Origin of the sequence: Gardnerella sp. KA00255, from assembly GCF_049244095.1 — a bacterium.
In the GTDB taxonomy this organism is placed as follows: Bacteria; Actinomycetota; Actinomycetes; order Actinomycetales; family Bifidobacteriaceae; genus Bifidobacterium; species Bifidobacterium vaginale_F.
The window spans coordinates 909,797-932,117 of record NZ_CP058374.1; the positions used below are offsets into that span (position 1 = coordinate 909,797).

Annotated in this window: 15 protein-coding genes, 2 tRNA genes and 1 pseudogene; 5 read left to right on the top strand and 13 right to left on the bottom strand. The window is 41.2% G+C overall.

Going from position 1 to position 22,321, the window contains the following annotated elements; genetic code table 11:
• Positions 1-25 precede the first annotated feature (25 nt).
• The 7 genes from HXT51_RS03650 to HXT51_RS03680 all read right to left on the bottom strand — a co-directional run bounded on the left by HXT51_RS03650 (position 26) and on the right by HXT51_RS03680 (position 6,504).
• Positions 26-1,363 (bottom strand): metallophosphoesterase, encoded by a 1,338-nt coding sequence (locus HXT51_RS03650; protein WP_421776815.1) that lies wholly within the window; start codon positions 1,361-1,363, stop codon positions 26-28.
• An 887-nt stretch (positions 1,364-2,250) separates the two neighbouring features.
• Positions 2,251-2,322 (bottom strand) — tRNA-Gln (locus HXT51_RS03655).
• A 40-nt stretch (positions 2,323-2,362) separates the two neighbouring features.
• Positions 2,363-2,435, bottom strand: a tRNA-Glu gene (locus HXT51_RS03660).
• 182 nt (positions 2,436-2,617) lie between these two features.
• Positions 2,618-4,180, bottom strand: coding sequence for a glutamate--tRNA ligase (gltX, locus tag HXT51_RS03665; protein ID WP_421776208.1), 1,563 nt, complete (start codon positions 4,178-4,180; stop codon positions 2,618-2,620).
• A gap of 49 nt (positions 4,181-4,229) precedes the next feature.
• Positions 4,230-5,240 carry a hypothetical protein gene (locus HXT51_RS03670; protein ID WP_421776209.1) on the bottom strand — a complete coding sequence of 337 codons (1,011 nt, stop codon included), beginning with the start codon at positions 5,238-5,240 and terminating at the stop codon, positions 4,230-4,232.
• 28 nt (positions 5,241-5,268) lie between these two features.
• The gene (locus HXT51_RS03675; RefSeq protein ID WP_421776210.1) at positions 5,269-5,985 is read right to left on the bottom strand and encodes a histidine phosphatase family protein; all 717 of its coding nucleotides are present in this window, start codon (positions 5,983-5,985) and stop codon (positions 5,269-5,271) included.
• Positions 5,986-5,991: 6 nt separating this feature from the next.
• On the bottom strand, positions 5,992-6,504 hold the full coding sequence (locus tag HXT51_RS03680; protein ID WP_180978569.1) for a GtrA family protein: 513 nt from the start codon (positions 6,502-6,504) through the stop codon (positions 5,992-5,994).
• Positions 6,505-6,620: 116 nt separating this feature from the next.
• Between HXT51_RS03680 and HXT51_RS03685 the strand changes: the two genes are divergently transcribed.
• Positions 6,621-6,968 (top strand): phenylpyruvate tautomerase MIF-related protein, encoded by a 348-nt coding sequence (locus HXT51_RS03685; RefSeq protein WP_415692316.1) that lies wholly within the window; start codon positions 6,621-6,623, stop codon positions 6,966-6,968.
• 138 nt (positions 6,969-7,106) lie between these two features.
• Here HXT51_RS03685 and brnQ read toward each other — a convergent pair whose 3' ends face one another.
• Both brnQ and argS read right to left on the bottom strand, forming a co-directional pair.
• Positions 7,107-8,588, bottom strand: coding sequence for a branched-chain amino acid transport system II carrier protein (gene brnQ / locus HXT51_RS03690; protein WP_421776211.1), 1,482 nt, complete (start codon positions 8,586-8,588; stop codon positions 7,107-7,109).
• A gap of 328 nt (positions 8,589-8,916) precedes the next feature.
• Complete coding sequence (argS, locus tag HXT51_RS03695) at positions 8,917-10,713, bottom strand: arginine--tRNA ligase (protein ID WP_421776212.1); 1,797 nt, start codon at positions 10,711-10,713, stop codon at positions 8,917-8,919.
• A 112-nt stretch (positions 10,714-10,825) separates the two neighbouring features.
• On the opposite strand from argS, the gene relB reads away from it, so the two are divergent.
• On the top strand, positions 10,826-11,068 hold the full coding sequence (relB, locus tag HXT51_RS03700; protein WP_421776213.1) for a type II toxin-antitoxin system RelB family antitoxin: 243 nt from the start codon (positions 10,826-10,828) through the stop codon (positions 11,066-11,068).
• Between the two features lie 96 nt (positions 11,069-11,164).
• Here the strand turns inward: relB and valS are convergent, their stop codons facing one another.
• From valS to HXT51_RS03715, 3 genes are all read right to left on the bottom strand, one after another.
• Positions 11,165-13,927 (bottom strand): valine--tRNA ligase, encoded by a 2,763-nt coding sequence (valS, locus tag HXT51_RS03705; protein ID WP_421776214.1) that lies wholly within the window; start codon positions 13,925-13,927, stop codon positions 11,165-11,167.
• A gap of 47 nt (positions 13,928-13,974) precedes the next feature.
• Positions 13,975-15,540 carry an ABC transporter substrate-binding protein gene (locus HXT51_RS03710; RefSeq protein WP_421776215.1) on the bottom strand — a complete coding sequence of 522 codons (1,566 nt, stop codon included), beginning with the start codon at positions 15,538-15,540 and terminating at the stop codon, positions 13,975-13,977.
• A 382-nt stretch (positions 15,541-15,922) separates the two neighbouring features.
• Positions 15,923-16,651, bottom strand: coding sequence for a beta-carotene 15,15'-monooxygenase (locus HXT51_RS03715; protein ID WP_103084510.1), 729 nt, complete (start codon positions 16,649-16,651; stop codon positions 15,923-15,925).
• A 266-nt stretch (positions 16,652-16,917) separates the two neighbouring features.
• Here HXT51_RS03715 and HXT51_RS03720 point away from each other — a divergent pair.
• Positions 16,918-17,625: pseudogene (locus HXT51_RS03720) on the top strand (winged helix-turn-helix domain-containing protein); the annotation flags it as partial.
• Between the two features lie 214 nt (positions 17,626-17,839).
• A complete protein-coding gene (gene nth, locus HXT51_RS03725; RefSeq protein WP_415692321.1) occupies positions 17,840-18,535 on the top strand; it encodes an endonuclease III in 696 nt (231 codons plus the stop codon).
• Between the two features lie 356 nt (positions 18,536-18,891).
• Here nth and HXT51_RS03730 read toward each other — a convergent pair whose 3' ends face one another.
• Positions 18,892-19,386, bottom strand: a complete 495-nt coding sequence (locus tag HXT51_RS03730) for an inorganic diphosphatase (protein WP_103084508.1) — start codon at positions 19,384-19,386, stop codon at positions 18,892-18,894.
• Positions 19,387-19,745: 359 nt separating this feature from the next.
• On the opposite strand from HXT51_RS03730, the gene HXT51_RS03735 reads away from it, so the two are divergent.
• Positions 19,746-22,280 (top strand): acyltransferase family protein, encoded by a 2,535-nt coding sequence (locus HXT51_RS03735; RefSeq protein ID WP_421776816.1) that lies wholly within the window; start codon positions 19,746-19,748, stop codon positions 22,278-22,280.
• Positions 22,281-22,321 lie beyond the last annotated feature (41 nt).

Genomic DNA, 22,321 nt, shown 5'->3' on the forward strand with positions numbered 1-22,321 from the left:
TAATATTCCACGCGCCACTAAGCATCTAACGCTTGCGTAATCTATGCAATAACCTGACCCACAGCGAAGGCTTGCGCAATAAATCAACCTCTGGAAGATTATGCTCAGATTCCGCCGTCAAACCGTATGTATACGCCTTGCGAGATGAAGGCTTACCAACTAATTCACCAAACTCAAGCATTTGCATACGCGGCTCAAATGGGTGACGAATGTCAAATTCAAAAAGACGAATCCCGCGTTTAGACGGTTCAGGTCCGTAAGAGCCAAATCCGCAAGTAGGCGTAGATACGAGCAAAATATTATTAGAAGGTTCCCTGCCTGCAAACGCATTACGATGATCATTCCCAGCAGCAACAGCAAAAGTGCCGTTCTTGCACAGGATAGCAAACTCGCCACTATCTACATCCGGGCAACTAATTCCTTCGCACAAATAACCATCAGGTAAAACTCGCTTTTCATCTAAAGCATAATATTTACCACTAAATGCGCGATATCCTTCTATAGCATGCTCTGCAGAAGCAGATTTTGCAGGAACGGTGCGGAGCAAATCATAATACTGAGGCAAAGGAAAATGCTGGAAAACGCAGAATCTTGGCGGCAGGAAATTTGCAAGTTCATTCAAAAAATCTAATGTTCTACGAGAAGGCTCACCATATCCGCCTTCTTTAGAATAATCTCCTGAATTAACTAATACGAGCGAGAACACTATATTTTCACGCTGTTCATCTTTTACTGGAAGAGCTAAAGTACCTGCCTCACAAGGGAAAATAACCTGATTAGGTAAGATTCCATGAACGCGCTGCACTCCACTAGCCCAATTTGAAGTACTACTAGAAGGATTCCCTTTTTGATTTAAACAACCATGAAACTCTCTATACAAATCATCCAATTGATCATTACTTAAACCGCACTGAAAATCATGATTACCATAAGTTACAACCCATGGTATTCCGCGATCCTCCAACGGCTTTACCATGCTTCGAATATGCTTACGCACCTTTTCGCGAGTAGCGTCTAAATCACTTTCGGAAAAATTAGCATTACTGTCCCAACGGCGACGCATAAAAGTGTTAGCAAAATCTGGAGAATATCCAGCAATTTGATTTCCTGTAAAAATAACTAGATCAGGACGCGCTGTATCACAAGCAGATTCAATAAGACGAATTGTATCGCTTGAAATCTTAGAACTTTCTTGCAAATCTGCACATTGAAGTACGCGAAACTTTCCTGAAAGATGAAACTGCAATTGCCCTAAGCGTGCGGAAATAGATAAAGAATTGCTACGAGTGGCTGACGCGCTATTCTGTGAGCTCAACTCTGCGCTAACAAGATTTAATTCATCAGGCTCATCTTGAGAAGACATATGTTCAGGCATAATTTAAGCATACGGCAGATTATTCAACATTTCACACAAATTTGTATTTTTCTTATATTTTTATTATTAGAAATACGAGGAATACTAGGAAAATAAGCTTTATATAGGATTATTTACAAAATACGCTTTGCTACTAGTAAGACAGAGATTTGAGATTTTTCGCACATGCATGTTCTTGAATTTGTTTACTTCTCCCCGAGTTTGTTTACTTATGTACCCTGTAAGTACACAAAACCAAGCAACCCTTCTTGCTTTTGTTTATTAACACACCACATAAGTAAACAAAACCAAGAACACTTCCCCGACTTTGTTTACATATCAACCCCAAAAGTAAACAAAACCAAGAACACTCCCCCGAGTTTGTTTACTTATCAACCCCAAAAGTAAACAAAACCAAGAACCCACTCTTGCTTTTGTTTATCAACACACCAAATAAGCGCACTATGCTGCTTTAAGCTCGGTCGATTCGACTATAGATTTATTAACAAACGCACCTAAAAAGAAGAATTGGAACAGGACAAACAAGTACATTCTCTAAAAAGGATAGAAACTTAGTAAATTAACATTATATTCACAGGAAACTTTCAGCAAATAGCATATTATTACTCAGGATTGCGTGATTATATATAAGTAACAAAGAAATCACGAACAAGTGATTGACATAGACTTGATATAATTTAACCTCTCTTCTTCTTTTATCAGAAACCCCGGCATCGCTCCGGGGTTTTTGATTTCTAATAAAATCTACTCAGAAAATCTAATTACAGATTCGAGGTATGAGAGTAGACAGCATGTTATAAACATGATCAGCAGATAGCAGCGAAACCAAAAGAAAACAAATAACAAAAAAGCCCTCGTCCTACGAGAGCTATTCGCTGGGGTACCTGGACTCGAACCAAGAATGGATGAACCAGAATCACCTGTGTTGCCAATTACACCATACCCCAATTGGCAGGCTTCGCGGCTCTTGGAACCGTTCCGTCTTTGTACCCCCGACCGGATTTGAACCGGTGTTGGCGCCGTGAGAGGGCGTAGTCCTAGGCCGCTAGACGACGGGGGCTTTCATTTATCAGCTACGCCTCTTGACGCAACAAATGACGACTTTACAACATAACTGCCCAACACGCAACCGCGGCGTGTCGCACCAAGTGAAAAATCATCCCCAAATCAGTTACAAAAATGCCCCAATGCAAGCAAAAATCAACAAGCATCGGGGCAAATCGCGTTAAAGCTTAATCATTTTTACAAATGCTCACGCAATCCAGCCAAGCGCGCCAAAGTCACGTCTTTGCCCACGATTTCCATGGACTCAAAAAGTGGAGGCGAAACACGGCGGCCAGAAAGTGCAACTCGCACAGGACCAAATGCCAAGCGCGGCTTGTAACCAGCTTCCTCAACAAGCTTCTTGTTCAAAAGCTCATGCAAGGAATCTGTATGCCAATCAGAAGCGTCAACATCCTTCAAAGCAGCGAGCGCAGCATCAAGAACCTCGCCTGCAGATTCCTTCAACTGTTTACGAGCATCGTCATCTGGCTCAATGTAGCCATCTTCGCTTAACAAACTGCCAACCATTCCAGCGACCTCACCAAGCAAACGCACGCGAGGCTGTACAAGAGGAGCAGCAGCTGTGAGCACTTCACGCTCGCGGTCAGTTAACGCATCCCAATTATCCGCACTTACTACGCCATCCTTATGCAAGTAAGGAACAGAACGATTCAAGAAATCTTGCGTATCGAGCATGCGAATATGCTCAGCATTAATGGAAATTGCTTTATCCAAGTCAAAGTGTGCAGGATTTGCCTTAACATCTCGCACATCGAACTTTTCAATCATTTCGTCCATAGTGAACACATCGCGATCAGGAGCGATCGACCAGCCAAGCAAAGCCAAGTAGTTCAGCAAACCTTCTGGAATAAATCCGTTATCTCTATGCAAGAACAAGTTGGACTCAGGGTCTCGCTTAGAAAGCTTCTTCTTACCTTCGCCCATAACGTAAGGCATATGGCCGTAAAGTGGAGTTTCCTTAGCAATACCCATTTCCATAAGATAACGGTAAAGCACAATCTGACGAGGCGTGGAGCTCAAAATATCCTCACCGCGCAAAACCACGTTCACATCCATTAACGCGTCATCAACAGGGTTCGTAAGCGTATAAAGTGGATCGCCATTCGGGCGAACAATCACATAATCAGGAACAGATCCAGCTTTAAAAGTGATTTCGCCACGAATTAAATCGTTAAAAGTAATGTCTTCATTTGGCATCTTCAAGCGAAGCGCAGGCTTACGACCTTCGTCGCGGAAAGCTTGCTTCTGTTCCTCAGTAAGATTGCGATCGTAACCATCGTAACCAAACTCAGCAGGACGGCCAGCAGCAATATTGCGCTCCTTAATTTCTTCTGGAGTAGAGAAGGATTCGTAAGCGTATCCTGCTTCAAAAAGCTTTTGTGCTACGTCTTTATAAATTTCCATGCGCTGGGACTGGCGGTATGGGCCGTTATCTCCGCCAACGTCAATGCCCTCATCCCAATCAATATTGAGCCAACGAAGAGCCTCAATAATCTGCTGGTAGCTTTCCTCGCTATCGCGCTCATTATCGGTATCTTCAATGCGGAACAGCAATTTGCCATGAGTGTGGCGAGCCTCCGCCCAGTTAAACAGCGCGGTACGAACCATACCTACGTGAGGTGTACCAGTTGGCGAAGGGCAAAAACGCACGCGAACATTCTTTGGAAGTTCAGGCTTTGTGGATTTTGTTGCGTTATTAGCAACTTCTTGAGTTTCCTCGATATCAGTCATAGGTTCCATTGTGCCGCGCGTTACGGACGTGAATCCACGCTTATAAAATCAAAAGCCTTTAATCTAAAGCTTGCGTAGACTCTTTATTGCCCTCAATGTGCGCAAACTTTGCTGCAAGAGCTTCGCGAGACTTTCTATCGTCCTCTTCTTTGGCAAGCTTCTTCGCAACTTCAGGATCCCACAACACATCCTCACGATGCTTTTTCCACTCAGCGCTAAGCAACGGTGCAGCAAAAATAATCAAATCGTGAATACTAATATCTTTGCAGTTACCTTTACTACTATCTTTACTGCTCTCGTTATAGCTATCCTTACCACTCTCATCGATGTTTTTAACGCAATCGACAAGCTCACGCCATTGAGAATCTTTGAACATCATTCGCGGTACACCAACGCACTCACAAACTTCGTTAATATACAAGAATATTGGCAAAGTTTCGCGAATATCATTAGTTTTTTTAATTAGATTTGTTAGTAAGCTTAAAACTACAATAATTCTTTGTGTTTCAGATGATTTATTTTCGTAGCAAGAAACCACTTGTTTTGCATAATTAATTGCAGAGTCAATATCGTTACTATTCCAATTGCCTTCCACGTTTAACGTATCAGCTGCAGCATTTATTGCATTAGAATCTTCAGAAGAATGAGATATAAGCCTTCCAAAAACGGAATTTATATCGTTATTATTTTCTAATACTTCTTCTGCATCATAATTAGGCTCATAGCAGGAACCCATATCGTCGTAAGCGTCTGCAGCATCAAGAAGCGCGTCTACTATTTCTTGAGGTCGACCTGGAATTTCATCCGCACCTTCATACACAAATTCCGCATCAGGCACAGTAACATCAAGACCTGTAATAATACGTGCAACTGTTCGCATAGATCGCACTTCAAGATTTTCTGCGTATTTTGCGTCGTTATCTAAGTGTCGAGCTTCTGTTAATGGCCATAATTCTGTTAGTTCCGCAGCAGATTGCGCTGCATTATTCAGCATTAGCATACTTTTTTCGTTATCTTTAACATCTTCAGAATCTTTGACAGAATCAACAGAATCAACAGAATCAACCATTTCCATGCTCCTTCGCATTATATGTTACTTACTTCACTCGCCCAGCAGGATCTACGTATGTAATCGAAAGCACGCGCATAGTTTCGCAATCGTAAGTAATAGACGTAATTGAAGCTAAAGCAGTCTTACGAAGCAACATATTATGCTCCGGATGACCTGTTTCTAGCAAATGACGATAAGACCAAATAGGCGATTCATGAGTTACAGCTACTATTTGCTCTCCAGGATGATTTTTAACTTGTTCGCGCGCAAAATCGCCAACGCGAGCAGCAATGCTTCGATAGCTTTCACCCCAACTTGGGCGCCAAAGATTCAATACAAGTTTCCAATTTCCATTCTTCCACAAAGCACCTTCGCCGTAACCTATGCGTTTTCCGCGGAAATTATTACCAGCTTCAATCAATCGCTTATCTAAAATGATGTCGCTTTCTTGAGATTGATCAGAAGATTGATCAGAATCTTCATCACGCTCTTCATCACAGTGCGCTTTTGCATAGGCAGAATCCGCAATATTGCGCAACGCCTTTTCTATTTCACGAGCTGTTTCACGAGTTCGCTCAAGAGGAGATGAATAGATTGCACTAATTTCGCGCATTTGAGGAGCAGTAGCAAAATAATGCGCTGTAGCCTTAGCCATGCGCACACCCCTATTAGAAAGATGGAATCCTGGCAAACGTTCATAAAGCAGATGTTCAGGATTCTCGACTTCACCGTGACGAACAAAATGGATTGTTGTAGCCGGCATAATAATTCACTTCCTCCTTCTTTTTGGAGTATGACTTAACGACCACTCGCCCAACTTATGTGCAAAAGTATTGTCTTTAGCGGCATCATAATCAGGTTTTTGTGACTTTGTGTCATCTAAAAGCCATTTTCTAATAACAAAATTCCACACAGCTACAACAACTGTTGCAATAAGCTTGCCAATGTTTGTGCGGAGCATGTAAATCGCAGTACCACGCAAAGCTTGCGCCATTCCAAGCGTACTAAGCCAAATAATCGCATCGTTAATAAGCAAACCAATAACTGCAGAAATAACAAAAATCAGTAATTCCATCCAACGAGCCATGTCTTCGCGGTGCTTAAACACGTACTTCATACTTGCAATGTAGTTAAAAATAAGTGAGATTATAAAAGATATTGTTCCAGCAACAACATTATTAAGATGCACAAGAAGAAGCAGATTTAGCAACACTACGTCAATAATCAACGCAATAATGCCTACGATTCCGAACTTAACAACCTGTTCAATAAGTTTTTTCATACATTCAATTAAACACGCGGAGGTTAACAATTCACTATAATTATTGCGTAGCGCAAGTTGCGCAATACAAGTTTATAGAACTTAGCAAATTTATAAAATTTAGCAAAGGAGCGATTATGCCAGTTATTCATACTCATGTTTCTGTAAGCACTACACCAGAGCAACGCGAAGCTTTAAAATCTGCTTATGGCAAGGCAATTAGCGCTGTTCCAGGAAAAAGCGAACGCTGGCTTATGTGCCCATTCGAGGACAATATGCCGATTTATTTTGCGGGAGACAATACTAAGCCTGCAGCTTACGTTGAAGTGAACGTGTTTGGTTCCAGCGTACCAGGATCTGCTTGGGAAAAGTTGACTGAGCAGATCATGGCAGCTTTGGAGCGCGAGCTTGGAATTCCACAGGATCGCACTTACATTCGCTACACTGCAACAACTGACTGGGGTTGGAACGGCGGCAACTTCTAGTCGCAAGTTTTAAAAAATCTAACCAAAAAATCTAACCAAAAAGCCTACAGTACAAGAAAACGCACCGTAGGCTTTTGTTATAATACAGGTAAATATTACTTTTGAAAATTACCGGTTATTCCGCAAAATCACACAAGACTATGATTCGTCAGGAATATAATCATTGTCATCAGCAACACTCCCCCGCGCTCCAGGAGCAACAGATGACCTAGCTATTTCAGCTATTCCTTGACTATCTCTTAATAAATTACGAATCAAACCAACAACAAATCCAATAATCGCAGGGCAAACCCAAGCCATGCCAAATTCTGAGAACGGCAGCCAGCTTTGAATAACCGCTAATATACCATTCATATGCAATGCATTGCGCAAAGATTCTGGCAAACTATTCAAAAAATCATATACTGCTGCAACACCAGTAAAACCAAGCGTCCAAGCGTATACGACTTTGGAATTGTTAAAAAGTCGACCACACAAAGCCAAAAGAATAAGCACTATGGAAAGTGGATATAAGAACATAAGCACTGGAACCGCATATTCGATTATTGCGCTTAAGCCAATGTTTGCAACACCAAACGAAACAAACGTAATTATCACAGACCAAACTCTGTAGCTAGGACCTTTAGGGAATAACTTAGAGAAAGTTTCCGAGCAGCTTACGATTAAGCCAACTGCAGTCTTTAAGCAGGCAAGAGTAACAGTTGCAGCAAGAACAAACAAACCAAAATCGCCAAGACTATACCGAGCTATTTGAGCTAAAGTTATGCCACCATTTTTTGCAGGTGGGAATATAGCGCGACTGCGAACGCTAATAATTGCAATCGCAACATAAATAATAGCCATTATTAGGCAGCTAAAGAAACCGGATCGCACAGTATTCACTGCCACATCTTTAGGATCTTTTACACCAAACTGGCGAATGGTGCTAACAACCACAATACCAAAGGCCAAGCTAGCTAAAGCATCCATTGTGTTGTAGCCCTCTAAGAAACCTGCAAAGAATGGCATATTTGCATAATTACCAATAGGGGAATCATTAGCAGAAGCACCACTAACAGGCGAAAGCAAAGCAGTAAATACTAAAACACCTAAGAATACCAGGAAAATAGGCGTAAGAACTTTACCAACCCATGTAAGTATTCCACTAGGCTTTAGAGCAAAGAAGAACGCGAGCGCAAAGAATACCACAGAAAACAGGAACAAGTACAATTGATTGTTACCATTTTGAGGAATTACACGCTCTAAGCTAACAGTATATGAAGTCATTGCGCAACGAGGAATTGCAAAGAATGGGCCTATTGTCAAATACAGCACGCAAGTGAAAAACATGCCGTATTTTTTGCTCGGCTTGCTGGAAAGCTCAAAAAGACCATTCGCACGGCTCATAGCAAGAGCTGTAACACCTAACAATGGCAAACCAACGCCAGTAATAATAAAACCAATTATTGCAGGCACGAAACCATTTCCTGATTTTACGCCTAGATTTACTGGGAAAATCAAATTCCCTGAGCCAAAGAACATGCCAAAAAGCATAATCGCCACGTACGCGGACTCAATAATTGCCAAATTCCTTTTTTTCGGGGCACTGTCCGTGCTGACACCTTGTGTTGTGACGCTCATGCTTACACCTCCTATAATGGCAAATTCGTATTTAGATACTATTTTACTATTTAGTCAATCAAAGATTTTTATAAGGAATTGATAATTATAGCGAAAATAATATTAGGGGGTATATTAATAAATCGCATGTACTTAATATACAGAAACCCATAATTCGCGCGTGTCTTCTAATAAAAAATAATCAGAAATAATCAGAAACAATCAGAAGTAATCATAAATAATCAGAAATAATCAGAAATAATCTTGAGTTAATTTCAAAAAATAAAAGGACGCTAACATAAAAGCTAGCGTCCTAAATAAATCTTAAATGCGCAATAATAGCAAAAAGCTACATCTTTTCTGGAGCAGAAACTCCAAGCAAATCAAGACCAGAGGCGATTACCGTACGAACAGCAGCATTAAGCTTTAAACGAGCTGCAGCACGTGCTGGCTCTGGGCACTTTGCAATGCGAACTGCCTCACGTTCCGCTTCTGGCAAGCGATTTTCTGGGTCACTCAACTCCATTGGCACTACGCGCTCAAGGTTGTACCACTTGTGGTAGCTTGCTGCCAAATCCTCAAGATAATGCGCAACGCGGTGAGGAGCGCGCAAATCGCCAGCTTGTGCAAGAGCTGCAGGCCATTGAGCCAAAGCAGCCAACACTTCGCCGTCAGCCTCGGTATTAAGCAAGCTTAAATCAGCGCCATCTTGTGTAATTCCAGCGTCTGCAGCATTGCGAGCCACATTGCAGCTACGTGCATGAGCGTATTGCACGTAGTACACAGGATTATCGTTGCTGTGAGAAGCAAGCAAATCCAAATCGATATCAACGCTTGTGTTGTAATCTGTGCGAGCAAGCGAGTAGCGCGAAGCATCAACGCCAATTGCATCAACTAAATCGTCAATTGTGATGACGTTTCCAGCACGCTTGCTCATGCGTACAGGCTTGCCGTCCTTCATAACATTTACCATCTGGCCAATAAGAATCTGCATGTTTTCGCCAGGATTGTCTCCAAAAGCCGCGCACATTGCCATCATTCTGCCAATATATCCGTGATGATCCGCGCCTAGCATGTAGATTGCTACGTCTGCAGGATTCTGTTCGCGATGACGCTTGTTGCGATAGTATGCGATATCTGCAGCAAAGTAAGCGTAATTGCCGTCAGACTTAATAATTACGCGATCCTTGTCATCACCATGCTTAGTGGATTCGAACCAAGTTGCGCCATCTTTTTCGAAAATATCTCCACGCTCACGCAAGTCCGAAATAGCGCGCTCAACTTCGCCGTCCTCGTACAGGCTGTTTTCGTGGAACCACACGTCAAAACCAACACGAAAATCGTGCATCGACTTGCGAATTTCCGCAAACATCATTGGAACTGCGCGCTTGCGGAACTCTTCTCGCTGCTCGGAATCGCCTTCGCCAAGTGGCAAACCTTCTTCGTCTTTTCCAAGATCGATTCGCGGCAATGAGAGAACGTCAACGCCGTCCGCTTTCGCTTCTTTTATAACAGCGTCCGCGATTTCGTTAATATACGCGCCTTTGTAGCCGTCTGCAGGTGTTTCTTCGCCGTGAGCTGCAGCAACTAAAGACTTTGCAAAACGGTTGATTTGCTCGCCATGATCGTTGAAGTAGTATTCGCGCACAACTTTTGCGCCGTTCGCTTCCAAGACTCGAGCCATAGAATCACCAACTGCCGCCCAGCGCGTGCCACCAATGTGGATTGGGCCAGTTGGGTTAGCGGAAACAAACTCAAGATTCAAAGTTTTGCCGCTCAAATGCGTATTATTGCCAAAATCTGCACCCTGCTTTAATACTTCGTCAACAACAGCCGCTGCAGAAGCAGAATCAAGCGTTATGTTAATAAAGCCAGGGCCTGCAACTTCTACAGACGCAATACCTTCTGCTTCTTGCAAACGCTCGGCAAAAAGTTCAGCTAAATCGTGAGGCTTCATACCAGCTTTTTTAGCGAGCTGCATAGCAACGTTCGTTGCCCAATCGCCGTGTGCGCGATCTTTTGGCCTCATAACTGCGAGTTTTTCGGCAGCAGGAATCAAATCTTCTGTTAAACTGCCAGCTTTACCGCTTGCTACTAAATCTTTAGCAATTTTTTCAATTAATTCACTTAAGCTTTCTGGATTCATGGTTTACAGTCTAGCGTTACCGCGCGATGCTTCGCGATTACAATGTATTAGATTGCATTATTCGACATATAGTGTAATATATGTTTTACATGTTTTACAATGGAGATTAAAAATGGCTGCAACAATTACAGGATTAAGAGTACCCTCTAACGTTTTAGATCGTTATGATCAGCTCGCTAAAACCACTCACCGCACTCGTTCATTTTACATGAATCAAGCACTAGAAGCTCAAATCGATGAACTTGAACATGAATATGGACTAATGGCAGATATTGAAGCATACAAACGTGGAGAATTAGAAACATCTCCACTCGACGATGTGGTGAAGCGCCTTGATTTGGAAGAAAATAAGTGATTATTCTTAAGTGCTTAAATACACAAAAAGCGCTGGAGTCGAAGATTGACTTCCAGCACTTTTGTTTTGCGATTAATTATTTTCGACTACTTGCAACTACTTCTTTTTTGCAAGAGCTTCACCGAGTTCGCTTTGAGCAACTGAAACGTTTACGTTAGCTGCATCAGATTCTGAATCAGAAGCAGAATCAGAAGAATCTCCAGCATCCGCAGCCTTAACAGCGTTAAGCTTTACTTCTCCAGTAACGCGACCAGCTTCAGCAACGTCATCCAAAGTATCCTCAACAGCCTTATAAGCGTTTTCTGCAACGTTCAAAGTCACTTGCAAAATAGGAGTCTTCATAGAAACTTTTGCTTCAGACTTAATCTTTCGCAAAGTAGCCAAAGCTTCACCAGCGTAAGCCAAAGTATCTGCAGAAACACCATTTGCAGCAGCCTCATACGCCTTAGAGCATGGCCAGCTAGCACGATGCACAGAGCCTTCACCGTCATGCATCCAGCTCCACACCTCTTCAGTAGCATAAGGCAAGTAAGGAGCAAGCAAACGATCCAAAGCATCGAGTGCAAGGCCAAGAGTTGTGCGAGCAGACTTTACAGCAGCTTCGCTTGGAGTGCGTCCAGTAGATTCTGCAGTACCGTAAGCACGATTCTTTGCAAGCTCAATGTAATCGTCGCAGAACTCCCAGAAGAATGTTTCGATTGCTTCCAAAGCCTTAGAATGCTCGTAAGATTCAAGCGCATCAGTTGCGGTACGAATAACAGATGCGAGCTTTGCCATAACAGAGCGATCCAATACTTCCGTAACGTTTGCAAAATCCCAGTCCGCGCTAGCAGGCTCAAGAACCTGATGCTCATCATCTTCGCGACCAATTGCGAGCGCAAACTTCGTAGCATTCAAAAGCTTAATTGCCAAGCGTCGGCCAATCTTCATCTGACCTTCGTCGTAAGTTGCATCCAAGCCAAGTTTTGCTGAAGTTGCCCAGTAGCGCACAGCATCCGCGCCAAACTCTTCGATTGGCTTATTTGGCACAACAACGTTGCCTTTAGATTTAGACATCTTCTTATGGTCAGGATCAAGAATCCAGCCAGAAAGCGCAGCATGCTTCCAAGGCAAGCAGCCGTTTTCAAGATGCGCGCGATCAACCGTACTAAACAGCCAAGTACGAATAATATCCTGGCCTTGTGGACGCAAATCCATTGGGAAAGTAGCCTTAAACAAAGCTTGATTTTCCTCACCTGGCTCTTCCCAACGAGTCACAATTTGTGGAGTTAAGGAAGATGTGGCCCAAGTGTCCATGATGTCTTGCTCAGCAGTAAAGCCGTTTGGCTGGTTACGCTGAGATTCATCAAAGCCTTCTGGAACGTCAATAGTTGGGTCGATTGGCAAACGATCTTCGCTAGGAGTCAAAGGATGCTCGTAATCCACTTCCCCATTTTCGTTTACTGGGTACCAAAGTGGGAATGGCACACCGAAGAAGCGCTGGCGAGAGATAAGCCAGTCACCATTCAATCCGTGAACCCAATTCTCATAGCGCACGCGCATAAAGTCTGGGTGGAAGTTAAGCTCCTTGCCGCGCTCAATAAGCTCAGCATTCAGCTTTTCGTCCGTACCGCCGTTCTTTAAATACCACTGGCGAGAAGTGACGATTTCCAAAGGCTTATCGCCCTTTTCGTAGAAGTTCGTCATACGCTTCGTTGGCTTTGGATCGCCATCCATATCTCCAGCCGCTTGCAAAGCCTCAACAACTTCCTTACGAGCAGAGAACGTGGTTTTGCCGGCAATCTTCTCGAACATTTCACGGCCAGACTCATCCGTAATCCAATCAGGAATAGTCATTACAATGCGGCCGTTACGCTGAATGATTGGTCGAGTTGGCAAATTCAAATCGCGCCACCACTCAACATCGGTTACGTCACCGAAAGTGCAGCACATTGCGATGCCAGCGCCCTTGTCCATTTGTGCAGCAGAATGCGCCAAAATCGGGACCTTCACCTTAAACAGCGGTGAATAAACTTCCTGACCAAAGTACTTCTTGTAACGCTCATCGTCTGGATGCGCAATCAAAGACGTGCAAGCAGCAAGCAACTCTGGGCGCGTAGTTTCAATATAAATTGGCGTACCATCTTCGAAACGGAACGCAATCTTATGGTAGAAACCAGGATACTCGCGCGCTTCAAGCTCAGCTTGTGCAACTGCGGTCTGGAAAGTCACATCCCACAATCCAGGAGCGTCTTTCTGATAAGCCTCTCCACGAGCAAGATTACGAAGGAATGCTTTTTGTGCAACTCGACGAGGCTGCTCACCAATAGTGTGGTAAGTTTGCGACCAGTCTACAGAAAGACCGAGTCTGCGCCACAATGCTTCAAATAGCTTCTCGTCTTGAGAAGTCAAACGCTCACAAAGCTCAATAAAGTTCTGTCGGCTTACAGGAACCTGATCCTTCGCTTCAATCTTCTTGCCTTCAGTGCCTTCAAAAGGCGGCTTAAAATCAGGGTCATACTTCAACGAAGTGTCTACGTGCACGCCGTAATAGTTTTGTACGCGGCGCTCTGTTGGCAAGCCGTTATCATCCCAACCCATTGGGTAGAAAACGTCAAAACCTTGCATGCGCTTATATCGCGCAATAACATCCGTATGCGTGTAAGAGAATACGTGACCAACATGCAAATGGCCACTAACGGTTGGAGGTGGAGTATCGATAGAATATACGGCCTTACGATCGCGAGAATTATGGAATGCGTAAGTCTTAGCTTCGTCCCAATTACCACGCCACTTGTCTTCAAGACCATCAACGCCAACTTTGTTAGGAAGAGGCGTTAAATGTGCGTGCTTTACTGTGTTATTATCCTGTTCACTCATGAACTGAATATTAGAAACTCAGCGCGACAACGCAAATCTTACGATTTCTACTTCACATTCAAATCACGCAAAGGCATCAACTGATCAGTCATATTCTTAGGATATCCTTCAATATTTGACTTAACAGCAACTACACTATTGCGCGCATAAATCCAAGCAGCAGCGGCATTATTCTTAAGATACTTTGCATACTTCTTTATATTCACTTCATATCCAGCAGCATTCGGCGAATTCATTGCATCAGAATAAGATTTCTGCGAATCAGAATTCTGGAACGCGTAAGGCGAGTTAGGATTAACAAATGCATCTATATCTAAAGTGTGATTAATAGAAGTTAAAGCCAAATCGTATTTTCTTTCTTTAATACGCTTATCAACTTCTTTACTGTCTAAAATCTGTAAATCAATTTTCGCATAGCTAGTTGAAGATATAGAATCAGCTATTTTACGAGCTAAATCTGCATTTTCTTTTGGAGCAATGAATACAACCGTCTTGAAATATCTAGGAGAAAAGTAGCTAAAATGCCTTCTAGCTTGAGCTTTGTCAAACGGCAATATTTTAGTCAAATCCTCATAACCTGGAGAAAGCGAATCAATAGGTCCGCCAACAGGCACGCCACCATTACCGTCAGAATCTATAGCCCACTTCGGGTCAACAGAATAGCAGAATCCTCTACGAATCCAATCTTCACTAGAAACGGATAAATTATTACTACTATTGAAAGCAATAAATTTTATTTGCGTGCTCTTTCCTTTAGATAGCGTCACATTTTTAACGGAAGCCAAACGCTTATTATCTTTTCCTTCCAAAGGAAGAGCCATCTGAATACTGCCATTAGACATAGCTTCAGTTAAAGAAGCGTCATCTTTGAAATACTTTAACGTAATTCCGCCTAATTTTGGACGAGTACCCCAATATCTATCATTGCAACGCATTACAAGAGAGTCGCCATTTTTATAACTATCAACAGTAAAAGGACCAGTTCCAATAGCACTATTTGAGTAATTGATAAAAGCACCTGTATCATAAACAATTCCAGCTCGCCCAGCTAAACGCCTTAAAAGCAACGGGTCAGGTGAATTTAACTCAATAGTTATAGAATATTTATCTGTATTATCAATACTTTTTATATTGTCTAACGCTTCATATCCAGGATATCTATTAACAATGCCTTGCTTAATTGATTGCAAAACTGCCTTGGAGTCCATAGCAACTCCATTAGAGAAATTAACTCCATGACGCAAATTAAATTTGTATACTAATCCATTCTTGGAAATATCCCAGGATTCAGCCAAACCCGGCTTTAAAGCATTGTTTTCATCACGATTTACCAATGTTTCGTAAACATTTTCTAATAACGCCTGCTGCAATTCATCACTATCATCAGTGCGAATATCCAAACTTTTAGGTGCAGTACGCAATCCAATCGTAACGGTTTTTCCGCTAACAGAACTGAATGTAGGTATTTGCGAAAGTATAGGTCTTCCGTTTATTATTTGCCATCCGAACCACATAACAGATAATAGAATTGCGAAAACCGCTATAAACACAATCCACGGGGTAAATTTATTATTACGCCTATGACTATAGTGAGAATACCTACTTTTTGACATATGGGATATCTTATATCACTATGAGAATAACAACGCAACATTAATGCGCATCATTAAACCCATACATATTTTTGCAGGATTTTCCTATTTAATGGTGCTGAGTTGTCGGAGTTTCTCTCATCGCAAGATTTTTACATTGCTCTAAGAGAAACTCCGACAGCTCTTGGCATGTTTAATCTTTTAATCTTCGGTTAATCACCGAGATTTTTCGATTTTTCTTCTTCGCTCAATGAATCACCACTTCGTGCTGAGGTTCATTTCGCTCTGGGCGAAAAATCTTAAATCTCTGCCTAACTGATAGCAGAGCGTATTTAGTAAATAAACCCATCGGCTTATTTTATTCGAGTTTCAAACTTTTGTTATTTAAAACAAAATCATAAGATTATGCAACTAATAACATTCCTAATCCAGCCGCATAAATAAGCATTCCTGAAAGCATTACTGGCAATAACGCCATTCCTATTTCTGGCTTTATGCACTTGGCATCATATTGTGCATTTTTATTCCACAAATGCGCCATTCCTGAAAATACTATGATTAGCGAAATGCAAATCACCGCTACAGCACAACCGCCATATACGTTGCGCAAAGATGGCATAAACCGAATTATAGAAGGCAGGAAAAGCCAACCAGGCAATGCAGCTGTTGCAACGCTTGCTGTAAGAGTGTGAGAAATATTTCGCACAAGGTTAGTTCGTTTTTCTCTTAACATTTGGCGAGCGAAACTTACAAAAGTTGCCGCAACAAGTATAAGTGCAAAAGATACAGCCCATTTTTCATAAGGTTTCATAGCTGCAATGAACTGAGACATTGATACTGAATCATTGTTGTCTATAACACTATTAGGCAATAATCCTCTTAGCGATAGAGCTGCACACCAAAGAGATGAAATTCCTGCAACAAAAGCTATAGTGCGATCTGATTTACCGCCTTTTAAAGGCCATAGCGTAAAGAACACAAGCAAGATTAGTGCGCAAACTAGCATACTTGCTTTTAACGTAGAAAAAGGAAGAATTGCAGCTATAAACATAACAGCCACGGAAAAAATTTGAGTGACAGCAATTGTTGCAAATGCAGTCACCGGTTTTTGTGTGGTAGTTGTATTATCCATACCTTCTCCTATTACGCATATCGTGCGTCGTTATTATTTCTATTATGTTTTAAGGCGCATGTTTGCTACTTATGTGTCACAGTATTAAACCATTATATAACACATACTTTTAGCTTAGAATGCTTTTGTTTATTTAAAAGTTTGATATGAGTGTTTAGATAAAAAATTTTTTATCAATATTGTCTAATTTTCCTAATCTTCGCACTATGGACTACACTTCTAGTAAGAGCGTGTTAGGCGTAAACCTTTTTGGCTTGGAGGTATGTATGACAGACATCACTTTGATGACTTCCTGTGCCTCGCCTGCCATGGTTCTTCCTTCGCTTACGTTGTTATCTCATCGCGTTCGCGTATTACCGTTAGATTCCTCTAGTTTTGTAAAAATGCCAGAGCGCACGGTTCTTCTTATGGACGCAAGAGATGACTTAGCAACAGCAAAATCATTATGCAATTTATTGCGAGTTTCCGGAGTACAAGCGCCCGTTATTCTTATCCTTACAGAGGGCGGATTTACTGTAGTAAATGCGACTTGGGGAGTTTCAGATGTGATTCTAACCGGTGCTTCACCTGCAGAAGTTGAGGGACGTTTAAGACTTGTAGCACAGCGAAGTCGTTTTGTTGAGGCTACTTCGCATCAAGAAGAATCATCTCAAGAGGACGTTGAAGTTTCTGGCGATGGATGTGTTTGCGCAGGAGACCTAGTTGTTGACACTCGCGGTTATACGGTTACTTTGCATGATCAGCCTATTGATTTAGCTTATAAAGAATTTGAATTATTAAAGTATTTTGTACAGCATCCTCGTCGCGTATTCACTCGCGCTCATTTATTGCAAGAAGTGTGGGGATACGATTACTACGGCGGAACTCGTACTGTCGACGTGCATATTAGAAGGTTGCGCGCTAAGCTCGGCGGCGAATACGAGCATGTGATTGGTACTGTGAGAAACGTTGGATATCGTTTTGACCCACCTGAGGATATTCCTATAGGCATTGACGCTAATGTTGGCGATCATGTTGTTTCCGATTCTTTAATTCAACCTTCTCAAGAAGATTATGACGAAACTTTTAAATCAGACGACGATGACATTGATGAGGCTGCAGCAGCCGAGTTGCGCGAAATATCTTCTGCCCATAGAAAGTCTGCTATGGTTTCAAGACTTGCAGCAAGATCTGCAATGAGAAGCTGAGTTGATTGTGCTTGAATCTTCTAACAGAAGTAATAAAAGTGATAGAAGTGCTCTTTCAACGCGTATTCATAATGAGTATGCGTTGCTTTGTAAAAGTATCCCATCCCCAAAATGTGCTCTTAATTTCAATAATCCATTTGAACTATTAATTGCTACTGTTTTAAGCGCGCAAACAACAGATAAACGCGTTAATGAAGTCACTAAAGATTTATTTTCTGAATTTCCAGACGCGCTTTCTTTATCTAAAGCTCCAATTAGCAGAGTTGAATATTTAATTCATTCTTTAGGATTTTATAGAGTAAAAGCTCAGCATATTGTTATGCTTTCAATTAAATTGGTTGAGGAATACAAAGGTGTTGTTCCTAATACAATGAAGGATTTGACTTCTCTTCCAGGAGTTGGGAGGAAAACAGCTAATGTTGTCTTAGGTAATGCTTTTAATATTCCTGGCTTCCCAGTTGATACGCATGTTATAAGAGTTACAGGAAGATTGCGTTGGCGTAAGGATTGGAGTAGTAAGAATCCTGATCCAGCAAAAATTGAACGCGATATAACTAAGTATTTTCCCCCTGACGAATGGACTAATCTTTCGCATAGATTAATTTTGCATGGAAGAACTGTATGCACTGCACGTAATCCGCACTGTTATGAGTGCCCATTAAGACTTACTTGTCCTAGTTTTAAAGCCCCAAAATAATGCAATAATCTCATCACTAAATCAATTTTTGCGTGAGCTTTTCCTGTCTAATGTTGCTGAGCTGTCGGAGTTTCTCTCATCGCAAGATTTTTACATTGCTCTAAGAGAAACTCCGACAGCTCTTGGCATGTTTAGTCTTTTAATCTTCGGTTAATCACCGAGATTTTTCAATTTTTCTTCTTCGCTCAATGAATCACCACTTCGTGCTGAGGTTCATTTCGCTCTGTGCGAAAAATCTCAAATCTCTGCCTAACTGGTAGCAAAACGTATCTGGTAAATAAATATATAATAAAAGAAATAAAATGAATATAGGTAAAAAAATGCAGTAGATTCAACAATCTACTGCATTAATTCAATTATTTTTCGCTTTCTTCCAAGCGCTTACGAGCTGCAACGATTTCCTTTTCAGCCTGCTCTACGCCAGCCCAGAAATCACCAGGAAGAACTTCCTTACCTGGCTCCAAAGCCTTGTACTGCTCGAAGAAGTGCTTGATTTCAGCCTTGTGATACTCATTCACGTCATCGATATCCTTGATGTCGTCGAAACGAACGTCAGCTGGAACGCACAAAACCTTATCATCTCCGCCAGCTTCGTCAACCATGTGATACAAGCCAACAGCGCGGCACTCAACAACGCATCCTGGGAACACAGAATTTGGAAGCATAACAAGAGCGTCGAGTGGATCGCCATCTTCGCCCAAAGTACCTTCAATGTATCCGTAATCATCTGGATAACCCATAGCTGTGAAAAGAGTGCGATCCAAGAATACGCGACCAGTTTCGTGATCTACTTCATACTTGTTCTTGGAACCGCGTGGAATCTCCACAACAACATTAAAAGTTTCAGCCATTTTTACTCCTTTAGCTCATGGCAATAATTTTCTCTATTACTTTACCGCGCGCCAAAGAGTAGAAATTAAAATGGTTAAAATTAAAATAGTAGAAATTAAAATATTACGAACTCAAATAGTTAAAATTAAAGATAAACAATTAATCAAAAATAAATTAGAAAAAGACTTTGGAAAAATATAAAAACCTAACAAAAATGCTTAAGCATAAGACATGATTATCGCGCTATTTCAACAATTATTAGTTAGAAAATTAAGACACGCTTAACGCATTATAGTGTCTTAATAAGTAGTTATTATCATTCTGATTTTGTAAGAAAATACACTTAGTTAAGTACTTAACGGAACGAATTGCAGGCATGATGGCAAAAGAAAAAACGGGGAAAAATCCCGTTATTCCGCAGGCAAGTATGACCTTTTCTGAGAAAGATAATTTAAGCACACGAAAATCTGAAAATCTTACACCCAATATGGGCGAGAACGCTAATAGCAATTCCTCGGAAGATAATAAAAATAAGTGCAGTCATTACAGAAATCCTGCTATAGATGGATTACGAGCATTGGCAATAATCGGAATCGTAGCATTCCATTTGCGCCCAGCAATGCTTCAAGGCGGATTCTTAGGAGTAACTTTATTCCTTGTTTTAGCTGGATATTTCAGCACAATTTCGCTACTACATATCTATAGCCGCGACTTACATATTCATTACTTTAAGTATTTATGGAATCGAATTAAAAGGATTTGGCCTTCAACACTTGGAACTATTGCTTTAAGCGCACCAATATTATGGCTGTTTGCTCCAAGCTTATTGCCTAAATTACAATCCGACGCGCTCTCAGGAGCAGGATTCTTTAGCAATATGGCTTATATTCTTCGAAAAGTCTCATACTTTGACGAAGCGGGTCTGCCATCTCCTATTAAACACTTATGGTATCTAGGCCTTATAATGCAAGCTTTTGTAATATGGCCAATCATATTATGGGCGCTTATAAAGCTTGTTCATTCTAAATTCATACGAATTGGAATAACAGCATTATTAACTATTGCTTCAGTGATAACAACGGCTGCTATTACATTCATGCACGGCAATGGCATGACTATAGCTCGCGTCTACTATTCGCTTGATACGCGAGGATCAGAATTTTTAATCGGCGCGCTTTTAGCAATGTATTCAATATGGTTCTCTAAAGGTAGTATCCGAGGGCTTGTTGCAGATACTTTTACATATGTTTTAAGCAATAAAGAAAACAAGAGAGAAATTTTATCTCAAGAAAACGCTTATTCTGGGGAAGACTTAAAACAGCCTAATAAATTAGAAAATAGTCGAAACGTATCAAACGGTAATTCTTCAATTAATTCAGAAGATAAATTTAACTCGTCATATAAATTTAATAACGATGAATATAATATTCCGCAAGATTTACGAGCTGGACTGCAAATAGATTTTTCGGATTCAAATTCTGAAAACAATCCTAATAATGTTTCTGGCGATGCATACTCGGATTCATACTCGAGTGAAACTGATAACTCGTATGCTAAATCTGAAATTAAAGAACTGCCTGAGAACATTTTTAATAATACGAAGAAACTCACTCATACTTTTACGCCGTTAGCATCGTGGATTCGTTCAATAATAGGTTTGCTTTCTATAGTCGTACTTATTGTTGGATACGTTTACGCGGATAGCATGTCATATTGGCTTAATTACGGCGGATATACACTTATTGCAATTGTTTCATCAATAGCACTATGGGCATGCTGCCAAAAAGATAACTTGTGCTATAAGATTCTTGGATTAGCGCCTTTTAAATATCTTGGCAAAAGATCATTTGCATTGTATTTAGTTCATTTCCCATTGCTTGAGATTTTCAATCCTGCGACGCGCACAAATCTTGCGCCTTGGTGGGAGCAAATATTGCAATTCTTAGCTACAGTTGTGGTTGCAGAATGCTTCTATCGCATATTTGAAATGCCTCTAGTTAAGCGAAAGTTCTCTTTGAACACGTCAAATGCGGTGGACGCTAACGTTAATGTATCTAGCAAATCTGTAAACATAACGTCTGCAGCTAGAGATCTTTTCATAGTAGTATGCGCAGCAACTACAGTTGCTCTAATAGTATTGCCGTTAAATTGGAAGAATATTGCTCATGAACGCGCCGTACAGTTGCGACCAGAACTTTCAGCTGTAGCAAGATCTTCACACCAAAAGTCAGAACACAATCAAAATAATTCAAATCATAGTAATAAAAATGGTTCTGCGAATAAGACTGTAGCAAAGCGTCGTTTTACTGGAAAACTCATAAATATAAAGAAGGGTAAGAATCCGCCTATTCCAGCAAAGCAAAGAATACTTAATCCTATTGCTGAGAAAGTGCCAGAAAATCTCGTAACGTCGACATTCAAGTTCGATAGCAAAAAAGATACTTGCTCTGCAAAGATAATGATGGTCGGAGATTCTATAACTGAAGGCGCAAAACCATATATTTTGGAAGTAATGCCTAACGCTTTTGTAGATGGAAAAGTCAGCAGACAAATTTATCAAGGCGCAGATGCATTCGAAAAAGATTTATCGGAAGGCCATAAAGGTAGCGCTGTAGTATATGCTCTCGGAACAAATGGACCTCCTAATAATGATTCGCTACTTCAACACTTGGTTGACGTAGCACACGGAAAACCAGTTTACTTTGTTACAACACGTGTGCCTCAGCCATGGCAGGATGCAACAAATGCCAAACTACGTGAATTTGCAGCGACACACAAAAACGTTGGAATTATTGATTGGCATGGTTTGAGCAACGGTCATTCTGAATATTTGACTGATGACGGAGTGCATTTAACTCCTATCGGAGGCCCTAAATTTGCAAGAATGATTCGACTTGCGGTATGCGGATTATAAGGCGATTTTTCTAGGAATTTGCGTTTGTTACAAGAAAAGCC